Consider the following 16,506-nt stretch of genomic DNA (forward strand, 5'->3'; position numbering starts at 1 on the left):
AGTCGTGCGTGGCTTTTTCACAGTACCTCGATGCGCTGAACCCATTTGGTTTGCAAGACACCGGGACGGCCCGGCGCCATGATTCGGGCCGGATATCCGTGGTCCAAATCCAGCGGGGCACCGTTGAGTTCCAGGACCAGAAGCGTCTTGTCATTCCCGGTGTAGGGGGCGGGCATGGTCATCACCCGGTAGTTTCCGTTCTTTTCCATGCTGACGACTTCCAGTTCGGAATCTGCCGGTGCACCGACCTCGGCCAGCAGGTCCTTGATGCGAACACCACGCCACAACGCCGATTGGCTCCACCCCTCCACGCACGCCACCGTCAGCACGTGTTCGGTCTGGGGCAAGGCTCTGAGCTGGGGCAGGGAGAATGTCCTTTCCCCGTTCTTTGTGGTGACGCTCATGGTCCAATCCGTCCCGATGTCGCCCTGCGCGACCTGCGCCTCCATGGCAGTGCGGTTCACGGGGACTCCCTGCGGGCCGGTGTTCTGACGACGGGGAGCAAAGATATTCAGGGGGGCGAGCCAAGCGAAGGACTGGCCCGCGGTGCTCAGCACAACGAAGGCCGTGGTGACCGTGACCGTGGACAGGAAGGCCCGCCGTCCCATTCCTGCCGGTTGCTTGTCTTCGGTACGCCCATCGTTGGGACTTTCATCGTGTGAATGCTTGTCATTGTCACGTTCGTCGGGTTTCCCTTCCGTCCCGTTGCGGCGCCAATGACGGGTGATGACGGGCAGCTTCACTGCAATGTGAAGGGCCAACGAACCAACCACCACCCAGGCCAACCAGTAGTGCGTTTGACGGAAGGGGAACGTCCACGGATACCACTTGTAGGTGTTGAGCAAGCCGGTGGCGACTTCCACCAGCGAGGCAGCCACAAAAAGCCCGATTGACGCTCGTTCCAGTGCGTTGATCCAGGACTTGATCGGCGGCCATTGCAACAGGAGCGGGAAAACCGACCACAACTTGGCGAGCAGCAGGGGGATGGCGGCAATCCCAGCCGCCACATGGACACCCTGGGTTAGCTGGTAAAGCCCGGCAGGCCACGTGGGATAGAGCATCCACGCAGGAGGGTCCTGCAGCAAGTGGCTGAACAGGCCCGTGGCGAAACAGATGACGAAGGCCGCACCCAGCCAACGGCCCAACACCACTGTCAGCCGCTTGCTTCGGACGGGGGAAGCAAATTTGCCGGCGGTGGCATCCATCCTGTCCTGGAGAAATCTGGTCATGCGATCCATACTGAAATTCCAGCACTTTCGGGTTCGCGATGGGGCGTTCAAACCTTACGAAAGCCGAACGGGGCAGACCCGCGGCTCCCCAAAGGGGAGTTTCCGAGGCAGGATCAAGAGTGTGGATGTAGTGAAGAGACCCGCGGCACCAGCGGCCCATGGAACACGATGGGTGCTCCTCACTGCGTTCCTTCTGGGTGTGTTGGCTGCCGTGATCTGGTACCTGGTGTCGTTGCCGCACCCGGATGCGTTGAACCGGATGGCCGGAACCTTGCTGGCATGGGCAATCTTTGGAGCAGCGATCCTCTCGCTGCGCCGGGTGCCGACGAAGCTGATGGGCGCCGTCGTCATGGCGGGAGCACTCCTGCTGGGTGCCGCCGCAGTGTCCGGTCCGCCGGCCACCAGCTCGGACTCCGCTCGTTACGCCTGGGACGGCATTGTCCAGAAAGCCGGCATTTCCCCGTATCGCTACGTGCCGGCAGATCCGGCGTTGCAGGATCAGCGGCCGGACTGGCTGTTCCAGGGCCGGGTCCCGGACGGCCGGTGCACTCCGGGGCTCTACCCGGCCAGCACCAGCCCGGGATCCGCAAATTCGGCGGACCGTCCCGGAAGCGACAGGCTCTGCACTGCCATCAACCGCCCCCAAGTTCCCACCATCTATCCGGCATTGGCCGAGATCTACTTCCTGGCGGTCAGGCTCGTGCCCGGCCCCGGCGTCGGCTACATCGCATTTCAGCTGGCCGGGCTGGTCCTTAGCTTGTCCTTGACGGCGGGACTGCTTCACTTCCTGCGGCGGACCTCCCGCCTCCTGTCCAATGCAGCGTGGTGGGCTTGGTCTCCGCTGGTGCTTTCCGAGGCTGTCAACAACGCACACGTCGACGTCTTGGGTGCCGTGCTTGCCACGGCCGCCGTCCTGTTGCTGTTTCGCGGCAAGGTCTTCTCTTCCGGTGTGGCCTTTGGAGCGGCGGTTGCAGTGAAGCTGATACCCGTCATGATGGCGCCGGGGATGCTTTTCCGGCGCCCGCTGCGCTTTTCACTCACTGCGGCGCTGGCATTTGTGGTCCTGTCCCTGCCCTACGTCCTGATCAGCGGCTGGGCCGTGATCGGATATCTTCCCGGGTATCTGGTCGAGGAGGGCTATGGAACCGGAGAGAGTGATCGCTTCTCGCTGGTGCGCCTGCTGGTTCCGGACCGGTGGGCCACACCGGCCGGGGCCATACTCCTGCTCATCACTGCCATCTACATCTGGCGCACCGTGGATCCGCAACGGCCCTGGGACAAGCAAGTGGTCATGGTGGGAGCCACCTTGCTGATCGTCAGCCCCGGCTACCCCTGGTATGCACTGCTGCTGGTGCCTTTGATAGTGCTCAGCGGACGCTTTGAATACTTCACCGTCCCTTTGGCACTCACCATCATGTACCTTGACGGCGGCTTGTTTAACAGCACGCTCACCACCAGAACGGTCCTTGGTGCCGCCGCACTGACCATTATCGCCGCGGCATGGTTGAGGCGTCGTCGTGGTCGCAGTTATTCGGCAGCCACCGCTCGGGTACCTCGAGGATGACGGTGGGGCCGATCTCGAATTTGGTGCGAATTCTTGGACGGGTGGAGCACATCCTCGGCCGAGAATTCCTGCTCGGACGGGACTATGATCCGGGGGCACCCGGGAATTTTTGCGCGCATTCTGGTTGGACACGGTCTCATCCGATCGGGTCAACCAGAGGAGTTCCCATGTCTGACCATACCGAAGCCCCGTCATCAGCAGCCGGTATTGCAGCTGAGTGCAAGCCACCCGGCCGCTTGAAGCAACTGATTGACCTCTTGGCGCGTATCCCACTACCGGCCGTGGGCATCATGCTCATCTGCGGGGCTGCGTTGTCGGATGTCAACAACTTCATGTTGCGCATGTTGGCAGCGGGCGACTTTCAGGGATTGTCGCAGTGGGCGGCACGGTTGACCCTCATGCAATACAACCTGCTCATTCCTGTGGCGCTCCTGGCTTTGTGGGCTCGTCGCCGGAATGCGCAGGGTCGGCTCGGAGCAATCGGGGCGGCCCTGATCGCACTCTTGCCCGTGCTCCATGTCTTCCTCACGATCTGTGCAGTTGTATGGGGGCTGATTCTTGGCCGCGGCGACATGGATGATCCGTTCATGTACATCGAGTACCTGATCCTCCTCGCCTACGTGGGAATCATCATCACCTCGGTCGCCTGGATGCGAGATCGCTCCGCTGCACGGTTGATCGGACCGCTGATCCTCATCGGCCTTGCACTGCACTTCTTGATTCCGTGGGCATTCACTGTCATCTACGCCGTGCTTGCGGTGACCATCATCCGTACATCGCTTGTTCGAAAGGGCACTGCGGCGTCTTCATCAGACGTATCCTGACTATAAACACACGGAAAAAGAGCCGGGGGTGGCTGCGATGGTCGTGGTGCACGCGCATCAGCTCCCAGCCGCCCCGCGGCTCGGCAACGTCGTCTCTGCAGTGGCGATCTGCCTTTTTCTCCTCGGATTGTGCATCGAGGTGGCCTTCCGGTTTTCCTCTGGTCGCGTCGTCCTGACGTGGGCGTTTATCCAGACCGCGTCCCTGACGTTTGCCCTCTGCATATCCGGTCGCATTCTCCTGGGGCCTGTCGCCGCTCGTCCCGTGGGCAAGGTCCTCCTTGCCAGCGGTTGTGCGGGGGCATTGAGCTTTTTTTGCACTGCGCTAGGCAACATCGCACTCCTTCGAGGTTCAGCCATGGCGGTGCCGCTTCACTTGATCGCCCAAACCGTCTGGCCGCTGTATGTCATTCCCATGCTGACGCTCCTACCGCTGATTTTTCCGACAGGCTCACTGCAGAATCGACGTTGGGCAGTGGCGGTGTGGGGATCGGTGGCAGGCATGGCCGTCCTGATGGCGGCCACGATGACCGCGGAAGAGTTCTTGATCGACGAAGCGGGCGGAAACGTCCTCGCGAATCCGTTCTTTAGCCAAGGCTGGTTTCGATTTTTGCTGACTACGGGGTCGATCCTTGCTTTGGGAGCTGTCGTCGCCAGCCTGTCCGCGTCGGTGCTCCGATGGATTCATGGAACTCGTCTGATCCGGCAGCAAATCTCACTGCTCGCCGTCTCGTTGCTGATTTTCCTGCTGTTCGAACTCGGCTTTCCTGTGCTGGACTTCGACGTGTACCAGTTCGGCATGACCGTCAGTCCGCTGCTGGTCATCGTCTCCATCGCCGTCGCGGTCCTGCGGTACGAGCTGTATGACGTCCATCTGGTACTTAAACGCTTCGCTGTCTACACGTCGCTCACCATTCTCCTCACCGCCTTGTTCCTCGCCGTTTACCTGGGCTTTTTGGTGTTCGTTGCGCAATTGCCCATCAACTCGAGTCCTTGGTCCGCTGTGGTGGTCGGCGGTGTAGTGGTCGGATTGTGCGCGGAACCGGGCCGACGACGATTGCAGCGGCTGCTCGAGCGTCGCGTGTTCGGCGAGCGCGGGCGTCCGCTCGTGGCGATGTCAAGGCTCAGGGAATCAACGTTTGAGATTGATGACCAGGCCGTGCTGAACGCGATTGCCACCACCATTGCCGGCGCGGTGAAGTCACCCGGTGCCGCCCTGGAGTTGCACCATGACGGTCGCTTGAACTGCGAAGCAACCGTGGGTGTGCCCACGCCGCATCCATTTGCCATTCCGCTTCTGTACCGCCAGGAAAAGCTAGGTCAGCTTCTCATCAGCCGTCGAACTCCCACGGAGGAATACGGGCCCAGGGACCGGGAACTTCTCATCCAGCTCGGAGACCAGGCAGCAACGATCGTCTATGGTCTGCGGCGTGATGCGGAACTGGTCGCCGCCCGTCGGGAAGCAGTTGCGAGTGCTGCTGAAGTCCGCGCCCAGCTCGGACGCGACCTCCACGACGGGTTCGTTCCCCTGCTCGCCGGCGCGGGACTCGCAGCGGAGGCGTTGCGACGCGGGTTCGAACCCGGTTCCCCGGATGAGGCAAGTGCTGCCCGTCTTGCTGAAAGGCTGCGGACAGCCGCGGGTGAAGCTCGCCGGTTCGCCCACGACCTGCAGCCGGCAGCTCTCACCGACGTCGGTCTCATCGTTGCAGTGCACGATTGGATTGGTTCACTGCACGGTGGGGATCTTCCCGCGATCACACTTGACGCCGATGATTGTGAACTGCCGCAGGCGATTGAACAAGCTGGATTCTTTTTCGTGCTGGAGGCAGTAACCAACGTTCTTTGTCACGCCAATGCCTCAAAAGCGACAGTCGTCATCCGACGTCATCCGGGCTCGCTGGTCCTCTCGGTCGAGGACAACGGCACCGGCCTTGCTGCCCCCTACGTCAGTGGAGTGGGACTGACCTCAATGCGCCAACGCGTCCAAGCACTCGACGGCAGCTTCGACATCCGGGCCGGTTCCTTGGGCGGCACCATCGTCATGGCCGATATGCCGGTGTCGACGTGAACGCCATCAGGGTTGTCATCGTCGATGATCATGCAGTATTCCAAGAAGGTCTCCGGGCACTCCTGTCACGGGTGCCGGAAATCGAAGTTGTTGCCGCCGCTGCGACCACTGATGAAGCTGTTGAAACGGTCGCAGAACACCGCCCGGACGTGGTGCTCATGGATCTTCACCTTCCCGGCGACGGCGGTATCACGGCTACGTCGACCATCACCAAAGCGGGCACGGCCGGCGCCGTGCTTGTGCTTACCGTGAACTCGGACAGCACCTACGTTCGACGGGCCCTCCGCGCCGGCGCGCGAGGCTACCTCCTCAAGGACGCCCAGCCGGATGACATCATTCGGGCCATCCTCTCGGTGCACTACGGCCAGTTCGTCTCCGACGCAGGCGTCGCAGGACCGGTTCTGGACTCCACAGCCGAACCACAAACAAGACAGGCTTTCCCAACACTCACCCAACGAGAGTACGAAGTACTCGAACGCCTTGCACGCGGACTCCGCAACGATGCGATCGCAGCACGACTGGGCATCAGCGTAAAAACCGTGCAGAACACGGTCTCTGCAATCTTTCTCAAACTCGGTGCCCGCGACCGGGCGCAGGCCGGGTCCATGGCACGGGACGCTGGAATAGGCTCCTCACCGTAAAGCCGGTCCGGATCACCACCCGCTTCCCGACCCAGCCGCAGTGCAACCACCGTCCAATTTCCCGACTCTTCGGGAGCATTGTCCGGGATCACCCGGGAAACTCATGGCAGATACTGGTCACATCCAGTCTGATCCTGCCGGTTCCTGCATGGTCTTGAGAGGTAGTTATGCCGCGTGAATTTTCATCAACAATTGTCAGCTGCTCGATCGCCCTGATCCTGACGTTGACGGTTCTGTGTTCGTGTTCCACCGTTGGCCCATTTCCTTGGCCGTCTGGCTCAGGAACCACCCAGCCGGCGCCGCCGCGGCCAGACCCCGGACCAAAGCCCGCCCCGGTATCCACCCAGCCGGCACCACCCCCGCCAGCCCCCGAACCGCCACCCATCGGGGAAGCACCGGCGGCAACCTGGGGCAACTTGGGCCCCGCGAATATCGGTGACAGCGTCGAGGCTGTCTCGGCGAAGTTCGGCATCGAATTCAAGCCTGTCGAGTGGCTCAACAGCACCGGGGACTGTGGAATTGCGGAAGCGGAAGGTTTTGACATTGCCCTGGTCGTTGCCAAACCAGGAGGCGTGCAAGTCTTTGTCGTCGCCGACCCGCGAATTCCTCTCGTAACAGGCAATCAACCCGTCAACGTGGGGGACTCCCTGTCCGACGCTGCTGCAGCATTTCCCAATTGGTTCAGCACTGATTCCTACGAAAGCCTGGCCGGTGGACCCCGAGGCGTGGTGGCCCCACAAGAGCTCAATCAAGGCGGGGCCAGCCAGGGCCGGGCCATCCTGTTTGAGGCCGGCCCGGACAACACCATCAAGCAGTACAGGGTTGGCGTTTCCGCGTACTCGCTCCATGTCGACTACTGCACAACGCCCGACTGAAGTGCGACCTGATCACCATGGTTCTTGATAATTCTCAAGCAGATCGCCGCCGAAATTCCCTTTCGGAAGAGTACTTCGCGATATTAGGCGTTATTTCAGACTACGACTCGCGTTTTATGATCATCAAGGGATGGTCCGTCACGACTTCACTTGCGGGCATCGGGTTGGGCTTCACTCAGACAAGTAGAGCTTTGTTTGCGCTTGCTGCCATGTCTGCTTTTTTGTTCTGGATGATCGAGGGGCTGGGAAAACAACATCAGATGCGCTATTACTGCCGGATGCGCGAGATCGAGGTAACGGGAGCAACCATTGAGAAGGATCAGACGCAGTTCTCTCCAGAAATTGATTGGACTTGGAAGAGGAAGAAAAAAGAACTCAACGTCCCTGCCCTTCGATCCCGGTGTCAAATGCAATGGCTAAACGCGTTCGCCTTTTTCTTCCCTTGGGTGTTTCTGCCTCATTTGCCCATCGTTGCAATAGGAATTGTCTTGTTCCTGTGGTCGGCCTAGGCCTTGGCCAGAGTGGACTCTCCTGCAAGGGCAGGGCGTCACCGGACACCAAACTGGACTCGTGGATTCTCCGAGCGGGCCAGTGCCGAGCAGACGCCGGGCCGTATGTGAGCAGCATGTTCGGCACGGAAGACGGGCGACGGCGGTGTTGGGGGCGTCGCATGTGGCCGTAACCCAGTGAGCGTGTGCGGCGGTGAAGAGGATCACAAACACTCTCTCGATCGCTTCCGCGGCCATTCCCTGGTGTTTACTCGCAGGCGTGAGGGTGACATCGATTTCAAAAGTGTTGGGAAGCCCGCCAACGGCGTCGACGTCGCCATCAAGTATTGGGCAATGGAGCTCGTGAACGGCGAACTGGATCCATGCTCCGCGGGCCACCAAAACAGGTGCACCACGGAAACTATGAGAAGACAGGCTCGAATTCCGGACGGGGTGCCCCTGCCTCAATCCACGACGCAATGACAGCCAAGGCAATTTCAGCGGACCGCTCTGCAGCGTCGTCGACGTGGTCAAGGAAGTCGGCTTCAGAGGCCGGTCCGCACAGGTCGGAGATTCCACGAACGGCGAGGAAAGGGGCCTTGAAGGCGTGGCATGTCTGTGCAATGGCCGAGGATTCCATGTCCGTCGCCAGGACTTCATCAAACTGGCCTTTGATGACCACGGCGCGTTCCTGGCCGACAAAGGCGTAGCTGGAGACGATCAGCCCGTGATGGACAGTATTCACAATGCGATGCCCGGTTGCTCCGACGTCGCTGGCATCCAGCAGGAAATGGGGGACAGGGTAGGACGCTGGCATGCCGGGGACTTGACCGAGCTGGTAGCCAAAGGCGCGCGCATCCGCGTCGGCGTTGATGTTGTCAGTTCCAACCACGACGTCGCCCACCCGCACGGACGCACCCAGCCCACCGGCGCTGCCCGCACTGATCACCAAGGGCGGGAGCGCACCCTTGTCGTCTCGATTCGCCAGCAGCAGTGCAGACATGGCTGCCCCGGCCGCATTGACAAGACCGATGCCGCCTTGGACGAAAAGTACTCTCCGGCCGTTGATGAAACCTGTGCAATGGACGGAGTTGCCTACCGGCACCGGCTCGCCGACCTGCGTGGCACGCTGAAGAAACGGGACAAGCTCTTCTTCCATGGCGGCAATGACGACGACTTCAACCGGGCTCAAGCGGAGACCAGTTCCCACTCGGAACGCTGCTGCAGGAAAGCCTTGGCAGCATCCTTGGCAGCGTCGAGTGAATGGTTTTCGCCCCAGCCGCACTGCACCTCGTTGGCGGCCGGGACTTCAACGGCCTCCAGGACATCGGTGAGAGTGGCTTCGATGAGGTCCAGCACGGCGGCGATGTCAGGCTCGCCCTGCAGAATGAGGTAGTACCCCGTTTGGCAGCCCATGGGAGAGAAATCAATGACGGACTGGGAATGGTTTCGCGAGTACTCGGCAAAAAGGTGCTCCAGCGAATGGATGGCTTTCATGTCCAGGTGGGCAACATTCGGTTGGGTAAACCGCACGTCATACTTGGTAATGACGTCACCGTGCGGCAGTGCCTTGCGGTCGGCGACGCGCACATAAGGTGCGCAGACCGTGCGGTGGTCAAGGTTGAAGGACTCTACGTTCATGCGTGTTGGATTCATGACTGCGCTTTCATGCAGGGGTTTCGAAGCGGGGGCTTGCCGCGTCCAGTTCTTTGGCATGTCCATTCTAGCTGGCCGAGCAGCAACGAACAGAGTCCCGGCCGCCTGGGCCGGGACTCTGTTCGCCATCAAACAAGCAAAAGTCAAGGAGCGGTGATGAGGCCTTCGTCCACCATCCATTGGAAGGCGACATCGGCTGGTTCCTGCCCATCGACGTCGACCTTCAAGTTCAATTTTTGTTGTTCATCGTTGGTGAGCCTGGATGAAATCTGCTTGAAGATGGGCCTGAGCGCCGGATACTTCTCAAGCACTTCCGTCCTTACCACCGGTGCCACGTTGTACGCCGGGAAGAACTTCTTGTCATCTTCCAACACCGACAGGTTGAGGGAAAGGATGCGTCCGTCAGTTGTGAAGACTTCACCAAAATTGCACGCCCCGCGCGCTGTGGCTTCGTAGACTGTGCCGGTGTCCAAAATCGTGACATTGTCATCAGGCACGCCGTCCGGGGAACCCAGTTCCAAGCCGTATGCCTTCAGCATCGGCCTGAAACCATCTGGGCGGGAATTGAACTCCGACTCCACACAGAACGTCCGTTCACTAACGGGAAGGTCCTTGATCTGCGAGAGCTTGGTGATGCCACCCAATTCCTCGACTGCATCCGCACGCACCGCCATCGCATAGGTGTTGTTCAGCTCACCCGGGGCAAGCCACGTGAGGCCGTTTCCCTTGTCTTCCTCCAGAACGGCAGTGTACTGTTTCTCGGGGTCCGGGATGCCCTCCTTGTGGCCGAGATAGGTCAACCATGCCGTCCCGGTGTAGTCCCAGACAATGTCCGCGCCGCCATTGAGCATGAGCTCGCGCACTGCCACGCTACCTGGAACATTGGACTTGTCCGTGACCTTGAAACCGGCTGCCTGGGTGGCCAGAACGGCCATTTTGCCGAGAATGAGGGCCTCGGTGTAATTTTTGGAGGTGACGGTGATGGAGGCGCCGTCGGGCAGATCCTGGATTTCCTGGATGGACCCTGGTGCGACTGCCGGGACGAAGGCCGTTGCCGGCTGCAAGCCGCAGCTGGCCAGCGTCAGCGCGAAGACAAGGCTTCCGGAGAGAAGCGCCAGTTTTTTGATGCTGCGTGTTCGTATGCTGAGGGAGTTTTTCATCGGAGCCCCTTCGGACGGGCATAGTATTCAACGATCCGGCCGAGCCAGTCGATGAGCAGGGCGAGCAAGGCGACCAACAAGGCGCCGGAAATCAGCACGCTCGGTAGGAACAAGTTCACGCCGGTGGTAATGAGCAGTCCGAGCCCGCCGGCACCGATGAATGTCGCTAGGGTTGCCGAGCCGACGACGAGCACGAGTGCGGTACGGATGCCAGAGAGCATGACGGGGACTGCCAACGGCAATTCCACGCGCATCAAGACCGACATCGAGCTCATGCCCATTCCTTTGGCAGACTCCACCAAACGTTCGTCCACGCCTTGAATACCCACCATGGTGTTGCGCAGCACCGGCAGCGCCGCGTAAACGACCAAAGCGATGACAGCAGCCCAGAAGTTGAAACCGAGCCAGAAGGCGAGCAAAACGACCAGACCGATGGCCGGAGCCGCCTGTCCGAAGTTTGCGAGGGCGAGGATGACGCCGCTGATGCGCACGAATGGACGCCGCGTCAAAAGCACTCCGAGAGGGATGGCACCCACCAGCACGATGGCCGAGGAGACGAATGTCAGGGCAAGGTGCTCGCCTGTGTAGTTCAGCAGGTCGCCTGGATTCAGTGTTGCCCGCTCGCTCGCGGACAAGTCTGCCACCGCAAGCCACACAATGTATGCGGCCAGAATCAGCAGCACCACGGCGGGCTGGATGACCATGCCTTTCCAAGCCGCTGTTGGTTTGGTAGTGGTTTCAGCACGCAGCACGTCACTCATTCGGGGCCGCCTTGCACCCCAAGGGAGTCCGTGTTGGTGCCGACGGGGGTTTCGTCGCTGGCCACGGCTGAGGCCTTGCGTGATGCGGTGATGGCATCCATGACGACTTCGAGGTTGATGACGCCCACGAAAGCGTTCCGACGACCGGTGACGAGGGCCGCACCGGCGCTTGAGACCAGCATGGTGTCGAGCGCATCACTCAAGGTGGAGCCTTCAGTGACCAAAGGAAGATCGTCATTCACCTTTGCCGGGATGACGTCCAAACGGGTCAGCTGGCTCCGGGACAACACGTTGACCGGCCGTCTGTTCTGGTCGATGATGATTGCGTTGGGAAGCCCGGCTTCCTTGAGGCGCGAGAGCACCTGCGAAGCCTGTTCACCTGGAGAACCGGTGACTGACCGGGCAAGTTCAACGTCCCGGACGCGATTCAAGGTCAGTTGCTTCAGCCCGGCACCAGCCCCAATGAAGTCTTCAACAAAGGAGTTCGCAGGGGCGTTCAGGATTCTCTCCGGGCTGTCGTACTGGACAATGTGGGCACCTTCGGAGAAGACCACAATCCAATCGCCAAGCTTCACTGCCTCGTCAAAGTCGTGCGTGACAAAGACGATTGTCTTTTGCACTTCTTCTTGAATTCTGAGGAGTTCGTCCTGGAGGCGTTGCCGTGTAATCGGGTCCACGGCTCCGAACGGCTCGTCCATAAGCAACACCGGCGGGTCGGCTGCCAACGCGCGGGCAACACCCACCCGCTGCTGCTGGCCACCGGAGAGTTCGCGCGGGAAACGGTCGCGATACAGGGCCGGTTCAAGTGAAACCAGCTCGAGCAGCTCATCGACGCGGTCCTTGATCTTTTCCTTGGACCAGCCGAGCATCTTTGGAACGATCGCGATGTTGGCTGCGACGGTCATGTGTGGAAAGAGACCGCCGGCCTGAATGACGTAACCCATCCGACGTCGCAATTCATCGCCGTCAATGTTGGTGACGTCTTCGTCTCCCAGCATGATGCGGCCATCTGTCGGCTCGATCAAGCGGTTGATCATTTTCAGCGTCGTCGTTTTTCCACAACCGGAGGGACCAACAAGCATCACCATCTTGCCGGCGGGGATTTCGAGCGTGATCCCGTCGACAGCTGGTTTGCTTTGGCCCGGATAGTGTTTGGTGACTTGGTCGAGCAGAATGCGGCTCGAAGCTGTTGTCTCAGTCGGGTTAATCGGAGGGCTGCTAGTTTCGGACACGGATACCTCGCGAAATGGTTAGGCGGCCGAGGCCGACGAGAAGAAGATCCAAGATCAAGGCAAGGATGACGACACCCAGGACGCCAACCCACACGCTGTCGATCGCGTTGGCACCGCCGAGCCTGGACAGGCCGGAGAAGATGAAACCACCCAATCCGGGCCCCAGCGCATAAGCTGTCACGGCTGCAACGCCCATGACCATTTGCGCGGAAATGCGCACGCCCGTCAGGATGATGGGCCAGGCCAGCGGAAATTCAATGGTGAGCAGGGTGCGCAGGCGACCCATGCCGATCCCACGGGCGGATTCCACAACGGCCGCGTCAATTCCCTGCAGTCCCACCACTGCGTTGCGCAGAATGGGCAGTGTTGCGAAGAACGTTACGACGATCACCGACGGAATCACGCCGAACCCGAAGGGAACGATGAGGATGCCGATGAGGGCAAAGGACGGGATGGTCAGCCCGATGGCCGATACCCCGTTGGCCACTGAACTGAGCTTGGGGCTGTTGTACACAATGAACGCGATCAGCAAGGCCACAACCGTGGCCAGGATGAGTGACTGCACTACAAGTGAAAAGTGCTGCCAGGATCCGAACCAGATCTGAGCCCATCTATCAACGACATAGTTCCACCACATCGTCCCACCTTCCTTTCGACTGCCTGCAACGGTAGCGCTGTTGGTCGCGAGCTACAAGGCGAGGGACAATAGATGACGTCAGGCAATATCGGCCGCGAGGCTGCTTTGGCATCGGGAAGTGGTCATCGGCAACGAGCGCATCCATGGGGCCCGTGGCTTCACTGCCACGGCCAGCTGGTAGAAGCTTAGCCGCGGCAACCTGCTTGTAGCAGTGCCACTACACGGCAATTCGCCGATACTTGCCAAGTTTCCAGAGCGGGCAATGTGTTGTGCTGCCCTTTTTTGGCCTGCGAGCGATGGCGGCCCCGGCGCGGATCGTCAACCACGGCAAGCGCCGACGTCGGGATGTCAAGTATGACGCCGTCGCCTGCGGCAAGCGTCGGGTTCCTTCAGCGGAGGGCCGGCCCAGGGGCTATTTCGGCAATCGGGCACACAGTTTCAATGGCGAATACCACTGCAGTCTCCTGCCACTGCACACCAATTGTGGCGCAGAGTGTGGGAGTTTTGTGGGTATTTCCTGCCTATTCGGAGCTGGCCTGGGAGGCTTCGGGCTGGGCAGTCCACCAATCGGCGGGCCTTGTCACCTTGAACCTGCGGCCGGTAATCTCCGTGGGCACTATCCGAACAAAGGTGTCCTTGCGCCCGGGCTGCCAAGGGAACAACGAGAGTGCGAAGCTGTCCAAGAGGTCACCTGTGGATTCCATGACGGTGGCCGACCCCTTCACCACAACGCTCCAAGCGATGCCGGTGTCCGCATCGACGCCGTCGGCTTCAAAGGCCACGGGCGCAGGTCCAGTGGCGCCCGTGAGCTTGCTTCCGGGCGCGGTGCGGAACACGACGGTTCCGTGGTCCACGGTGAAGTTGACGGGGAAAATGTCAGGGTGGTCCGTGAGCCAGACGGCGAGACGGCCCACCGAGACTCCACGGAGCAGGCCCCAGCATTCGCGGGGCGCCAAAACTTCAGTCGCTGAGTGTGCTGGCTTGTCATTCATGCAGTTGAGCCTAGTGGCTTTGGGCCCGTTCCGATAGGGTGCGCCAGCCGCCTGTGTGGTGGCGAGCAAGATGGCCCTTTGGACGGTTGGCCGAGCTTCTGGCTATACTCGCTGATAGTGACACGGGGTGCCCGCCAAGGGCTGAGAGAAGACCCGTTGAACCTGATCTAGTTAGCACTAGCGAAGGGATGTCAAGCGATTTGTGTCCAGTCCTGTTTTGCGCAAGTTTTCCCGTGCACAGCACTGTTCCGCAGACCATCTCTTTGCCTTCAATGGGTGGAGAAAACCATGAATATTACTGACCAAATTGTCCTCGTCACCGGCGGTTCGCGCGGCTTGGGTGCCGCAGTGGTCCAAGCGTTCCTGGGCGAAGGTGCGCGGGTGGTCATCAACTACCGCAACAGTGCAGACCTGGCCGGCGAGATCGCGTCCGCGGCCGGACCTGACCGCGCGGTGGCCCTCCAAGCCGACGTCACCGACCCGGAACAGGTCCAAGGATTGCTGGCTGCGGCGCAGGAGCATTTCGGGGCTCCGGTCACCACAGTGGTCAACAATGCCTTGGCCGACTTCTCCTTCAACGGCGACGCCCGCAGCAAACCGGGGGAGTTGGAGTGGAAAGAATTTGACACACAATTTTCAGGCAGTGTCCGCGGTGCCTTGAATACCATTCAGCTCGCCTTGCCGGGGATGCGCACCGCCGGTTTTGGCCGCGTGGTGAACATTGGCACCAACTTGTTTCAAAACCCGGTGGTGCCGTACCACGACTACACAGCCTCCAAAGCTGCGTTGCTTGCGTTGACACGGACACTGGCAGTGGACCTGGGCCCGGAAAACATCACCGTGAACATGGTCTCCGGCGGCTTGCTGCGCACCACAGATGCCAGCGCAGCCACCCCGCCCGATGTTTTCGACTACATCGCCTCCAGCACGCCGTTGCGCAGGGTCACCACGCCTGAAGAACTGGCCGATTCAGTGCTCTTCTTCTCCTCACCGTGGGCGCGGTGTGTCACGGGGCAGAATCTTGTGGTCGACGGCGGACTGGTGATGAACTGATGGCAGTCAAGGACCACGAAGACCGCTCGAGGAAGCTCCATTTCAATGCCTTCATTCATGGCAGCGGCCACCACACCGCCGCCTGGCGACAAGCGGGCAGCACTGCTGGCGAACTTTTGGACGTGGCCTACTACCAGCAACTGGCACAGGTCGCCGAGCGGGGACTTTTTGATGCCGTGTTCTTTGCGGACGGCCATGCTGCGGGGGATGTGGAAAACGGCCCGCTGTGGAACTTGGAGCCGCTGACCTTGCTGGCAGCCCTTGCCGGCAGCACGGAAAAGATTGGGTTGATCTGCACCATTTCAGCATCCTTCTACCAGCCATTTCCGACAGCGCGCATGCTCGCATCGCTGGACCACATCAGTGGTGGCCGGGTGGGCTGGAATGTTGTCACCTCCATGTTTGACGCAGAGGCAAGAAACTACGGAATGCCCGCCCTGCCCGCACACCAGCAGCGCTACGAACGGGCTGAAGAGTTCATTGACGTGGCCCAGCGCCTGTGGGATTCGTGGGATGTGGACGCAGTGGTCGCCGACCCGCGAGGCAAATATGCGAACACGGGAAAAATTCGGCCGATACTCCATGATGGGAAGCACTTTCAGGTTGAAGGACCGCTGAATGTGCCACCATCCCCGCAAGGACGCCCTGTGTTGTTTCAGGCAGGAGCATCATCCCAAGGCCGGGACTTGGCAGCCAAATACGCTGAAGGCATCTACGCGGTGGCTTACGACCTCGCCAGTGCACGGGACTACTACGGTGACGTAAAACACCGGATATTACAGGCAGGGCGCAGCCCCGAAAATGTCCTGATCATGCCGGGCTTGGTCACCTACATCGGGAGCTCAAGGAAGGCCGCCTTGGCGGCCCAGGCGGAAGCGGACAGCTACCTGCCGGTGGAACAGTCCTTGGCCCAGCTGGGCCGGTACATTCAAAGGGACTGCAGCGACTGGGCCTTGGACGAGCAAGTCCCGGAGTTGGCTCCGGCGTCGAGCTTCACCGGTCCGGCAGGACGGTACGCCACAATCTTGCGAATAGTGGAAGCCGAGAAACCCACTGTTCGCCAGCTTTTGGGACGTTTGGCCGCCGGCGGCGGCCACTGCACCATGGTAGGCACCCCTGAACAGATCGCCGACGGAATAGAGCAGTGGTTTCTGCACGGTGGTGCAGATGGGTTCAACCTCATGCCGCCGCTGCTTCCTGGATCGTTGGAGGAATTCGTTGACAGGGTTGTCCCCGTCCTCCAACGGCGAGGCCTGTTCAGGACGAGATACGAAGGAAGCACGCTGCGGGAGCACTTGCGGCCGGCCGCCTGAGTCCAGGTCCCTGGAG

The 16,506-nt window shown here is 60.6% G+C and carries 16 protein-coding genes and 1 riboswitch; of the genes, 8 read left to right on the forward strand and 8 right to left on the reverse strand.

The genetic code is table 11. From position 1 onward, the window contains the following. Window positions 1-17: 17 nt before the first annotated feature. A complete protein-coding gene (locus QMG25_RS10145; protein ID WP_283459893.1) occupies window positions 18-1,229 on the reverse strand; it encodes a molybdopterin-dependent oxidoreductase in 1,212 nt (403 codons plus the stop codon). 172 nt (window positions 1,230-1,401) lie between these two features. Here QMG25_RS10145 and QMG25_RS10150 point away from each other — a divergent pair, with 172 nt between their 5' ends. From QMG25_RS10150 to QMG25_RS10175, 6 genes are all read left to right on the forward strand, one after another. Further along, complete coding sequence (locus QMG25_RS10150) at window positions 1,402-2,793, forward strand: glycosyltransferase 87 family protein (RefSeq protein WP_283459894.1); 1,392 nt, start codon at window positions 1,402-1,404, stop codon at window positions 2,791-2,793. 167 nt (window positions 2,794-2,960) lie between these two features. Continuing rightward, window positions 2,961-3,617 carry a hypothetical protein gene (locus tag QMG25_RS10155; RefSeq protein ID WP_283459896.1) on the forward strand — a complete coding sequence of 219 codons (657 nt, stop codon included), beginning with the start codon at window positions 2,961-2,963 and terminating at the stop codon, window positions 3,615-3,617. Window positions 3,618-3,972: 355 nt separating this feature from the next. Then, the gene (locus QMG25_RS10160) at window positions 3,973-5,682 is read left to right on the forward strand and encodes a sensor histidine kinase (protein ID WP_283459898.1); all 1,710 of its coding nucleotides are present in this window, start codon (window positions 3,973-3,975) and stop codon (window positions 5,680-5,682) included. Then, complete coding sequence (locus QMG25_RS10165) at window positions 5,679-6,323, forward strand: response regulator transcription factor (protein WP_283459900.1); 645 nt, start codon at window positions 5,679-5,681, stop codon at window positions 6,321-6,323. Before QMG25_RS10160 ends, QMG25_RS10165 begins: the two co-directional genes overlap by 4 nt. Before the next feature lie 416 nt (window positions 6,324-6,739). After that, window positions 6,740-7,198 (forward strand): hypothetical protein, encoded by a 459-nt coding sequence (locus QMG25_RS10170; RefSeq protein WP_283459902.1) that lies wholly within the window; start codon window positions 6,740-6,742, stop codon window positions 7,196-7,198. Window positions 7,199-7,215: 17 nt separating this feature from the next. Then, window positions 7,216-7,707: a hypothetical protein gene (locus QMG25_RS10175; protein ID WP_283459903.1), complete on the forward strand. Its 492-nt coding sequence runs from the start codon at window positions 7,216-7,218 to the stop codon at window positions 7,705-7,707. 400 nt (window positions 7,708-8,107) lie between these two features. On the opposite strand, the gene mtnN is transcribed toward QMG25_RS10175, so the two are convergent. The 7 genes from mtnN to QMG25_RS10210 form a co-directional block, all read right to left on the reverse strand. Next, window positions 8,108-8,878 (reverse strand): 5'-methylthioadenosine/S-adenosylhomocysteine nucleosidase, encoded by a 771-nt coding sequence (mtnN, locus tag QMG25_RS10180; protein WP_283459904.1) that lies wholly within the window; start codon window positions 8,876-8,878, stop codon window positions 8,108-8,110. Further along, window positions 8,875-9,342, reverse strand: coding sequence for an S-ribosylhomocysteine lyase (locus QMG25_RS10185; RefSeq protein WP_283459905.1), 468 nt, complete (start codon window positions 9,340-9,342; stop codon window positions 8,875-8,877). Before QMG25_RS10185 ends, mtnN begins: the two co-directional genes overlap by 4 nt. A 143-nt stretch (window positions 9,343-9,485) precedes the next feature. Beyond that, window positions 9,486-10,502, reverse strand: coding sequence for a glycine betaine ABC transporter substrate-binding protein (locus tag QMG25_RS10190; protein ID WP_283459906.1), 1,017 nt, complete (start codon window positions 10,500-10,502; stop codon window positions 9,486-9,488). Then, window positions 10,499-11,263, reverse strand: a complete 765-nt coding sequence (locus QMG25_RS10195; RefSeq protein ID WP_283459907.1) for an ABC transporter permease — start codon at window positions 11,261-11,263, stop codon at window positions 10,499-10,501. The genes QMG25_RS10190 and QMG25_RS10195 overlap by 4 nt, the downstream gene beginning before the upstream one ends. Beyond that, window positions 11,260-12,495 carry an ABC transporter ATP-binding protein gene (locus QMG25_RS10200; RefSeq protein WP_283459908.1) on the reverse strand — a complete coding sequence of 412 codons (1,236 nt, stop codon included), beginning with the start codon at window positions 12,493-12,495 and terminating at the stop codon, window positions 11,260-11,262. Before QMG25_RS10200 ends, QMG25_RS10195 begins: the two co-directional genes overlap by 4 nt. Further along, on the reverse strand, window positions 12,482-13,132 hold the full coding sequence (locus tag QMG25_RS10205; protein WP_283459909.1) for an ABC transporter permease: 651 nt from the start codon (window positions 13,130-13,132) through the stop codon (window positions 12,482-12,484). The genes QMG25_RS10200 and QMG25_RS10205 overlap by 14 nt, the downstream gene beginning before the upstream one ends. A 521-nt stretch (window positions 13,133-13,653) precedes the next feature. Beyond that, window positions 13,654-14,124 carry a pyridoxamine 5'-phosphate oxidase family protein gene (locus tag QMG25_RS10210; protein ID WP_283459910.1) on the reverse strand — a complete coding sequence of 157 codons (471 nt, stop codon included), beginning with the start codon at window positions 14,122-14,124 and terminating at the stop codon, window positions 13,654-13,656. A gap of 113 nt (window positions 14,125-14,237) precedes the next feature. After that, window positions 14,238-14,330, forward strand: a riboswitch (TPP riboswitch). Window positions 14,331-14,412: 82 nt separating this feature from the next. Here QMG25_RS10210 and QMG25_RS10215 point away from each other — a divergent pair. Together QMG25_RS10215 and QMG25_RS10220 are read left to right on the forward strand one after the other, a co-directional pair. Beyond that, window positions 14,413-15,177 carry a 3-oxoacyl-ACP reductase gene (locus QMG25_RS10215; protein WP_283459911.1) on the forward strand — a complete coding sequence of 255 codons (765 nt, stop codon included), beginning with the start codon at window positions 14,413-14,415 and terminating at the stop codon, window positions 15,175-15,177. Then, window positions 15,177-16,490, forward strand: coding sequence for an LLM class flavin-dependent oxidoreductase (locus QMG25_RS10220; protein WP_283459912.1), 1,314 nt, complete (start codon window positions 15,177-15,179; stop codon window positions 16,488-16,490). The genes QMG25_RS10215 and QMG25_RS10220 overlap by 1 nt, the downstream gene beginning before the upstream one ends. Window positions 16,491-16,506: the final 16 nt, after the last annotated feature.

The organism is Arthrobacter sp. H35-D1 (genome assembly GCF_030063185.1).
In the GTDB taxonomy this organism is placed as follows: Bacteria; Actinomycetota; Actinomycetes; order Actinomycetales; family Micrococcaceae; genus Specibacter.

Excerpts from the sequence above, each read along its gene's own strand:
- QMG25_RS10205 (WP_283459909.1), bottom strand. The coding sequence starts at position 13,132 with ATGTGGTGGAACTATGTCGTTGATAGATGGGCTCAGATCTGGTTCGGA.
- QMG25_RS10220 (WP_283459912.1), top strand. The coding sequence starts at position 15,177 with ATGGCAGTCAAGGACCACGAAGACCGCTCGAGGAAGCTCCATTTCAAT.
- QMG25_RS10155 (WP_283459896.1), top strand. The coding sequence starts at position 2,961 with ATGTCTGACCATACCGAAGCCCCGTCATCAGCAGCCGGTATTGCAGCT.
- QMG25_RS10175 (WP_283459903.1), top strand. The coding sequence starts at position 7,216 with ATGGTTCTTGATAATTCTCAAGCAGATCGCCGCCGAAATTCCCTTTCG.
- QMG25_RS10190 (WP_283459906.1), bottom strand. The coding sequence starts at position 10,502 with ATGAAAAACTCCCTCAGCATACGAACACGCAGCATCAAAAAACTGGCG.
- QMG25_RS10160 (WP_283459898.1), top strand. The coding sequence starts at position 3,973 with ATGGCGGTGCCGCTTCACTTGATCGCCCAAACCGTCTGGCCGCTGTAT.
- QMG25_RS10210 (WP_283459910.1), bottom strand. The coding sequence starts at position 14,124 with ATGAATGACAAGCCAGCACACTCAGCGACTGAAGTTTTGGCGCCCCGC.
- QMG25_RS10145 (WP_283459893.1), bottom strand. The coding sequence starts at position 1,229 with ATGACCAGATTTCTCCAGGACAGGATGGATGCCACCGCCGGCAAATTT.
- QMG25_RS10185 (WP_283459905.1), bottom strand. The coding sequence starts at position 9,342 with ATGAATCCAACACGCATGAACGTAGAGTCCTTCAACCTTGACCACCGC.
- QMG25_RS10215 (WP_283459911.1), top strand. The coding sequence starts at position 14,413 with ATGAATATTACTGACCAAATTGTCCTCGTCACCGGCGGTTCGCGCGGC.
- QMG25_RS10195 (WP_283459907.1), bottom strand. The coding sequence starts at position 11,263 with ATGAGTGACGTGCTGCGTGCTGAAACCACTACCAAACCAACAGCGGCT.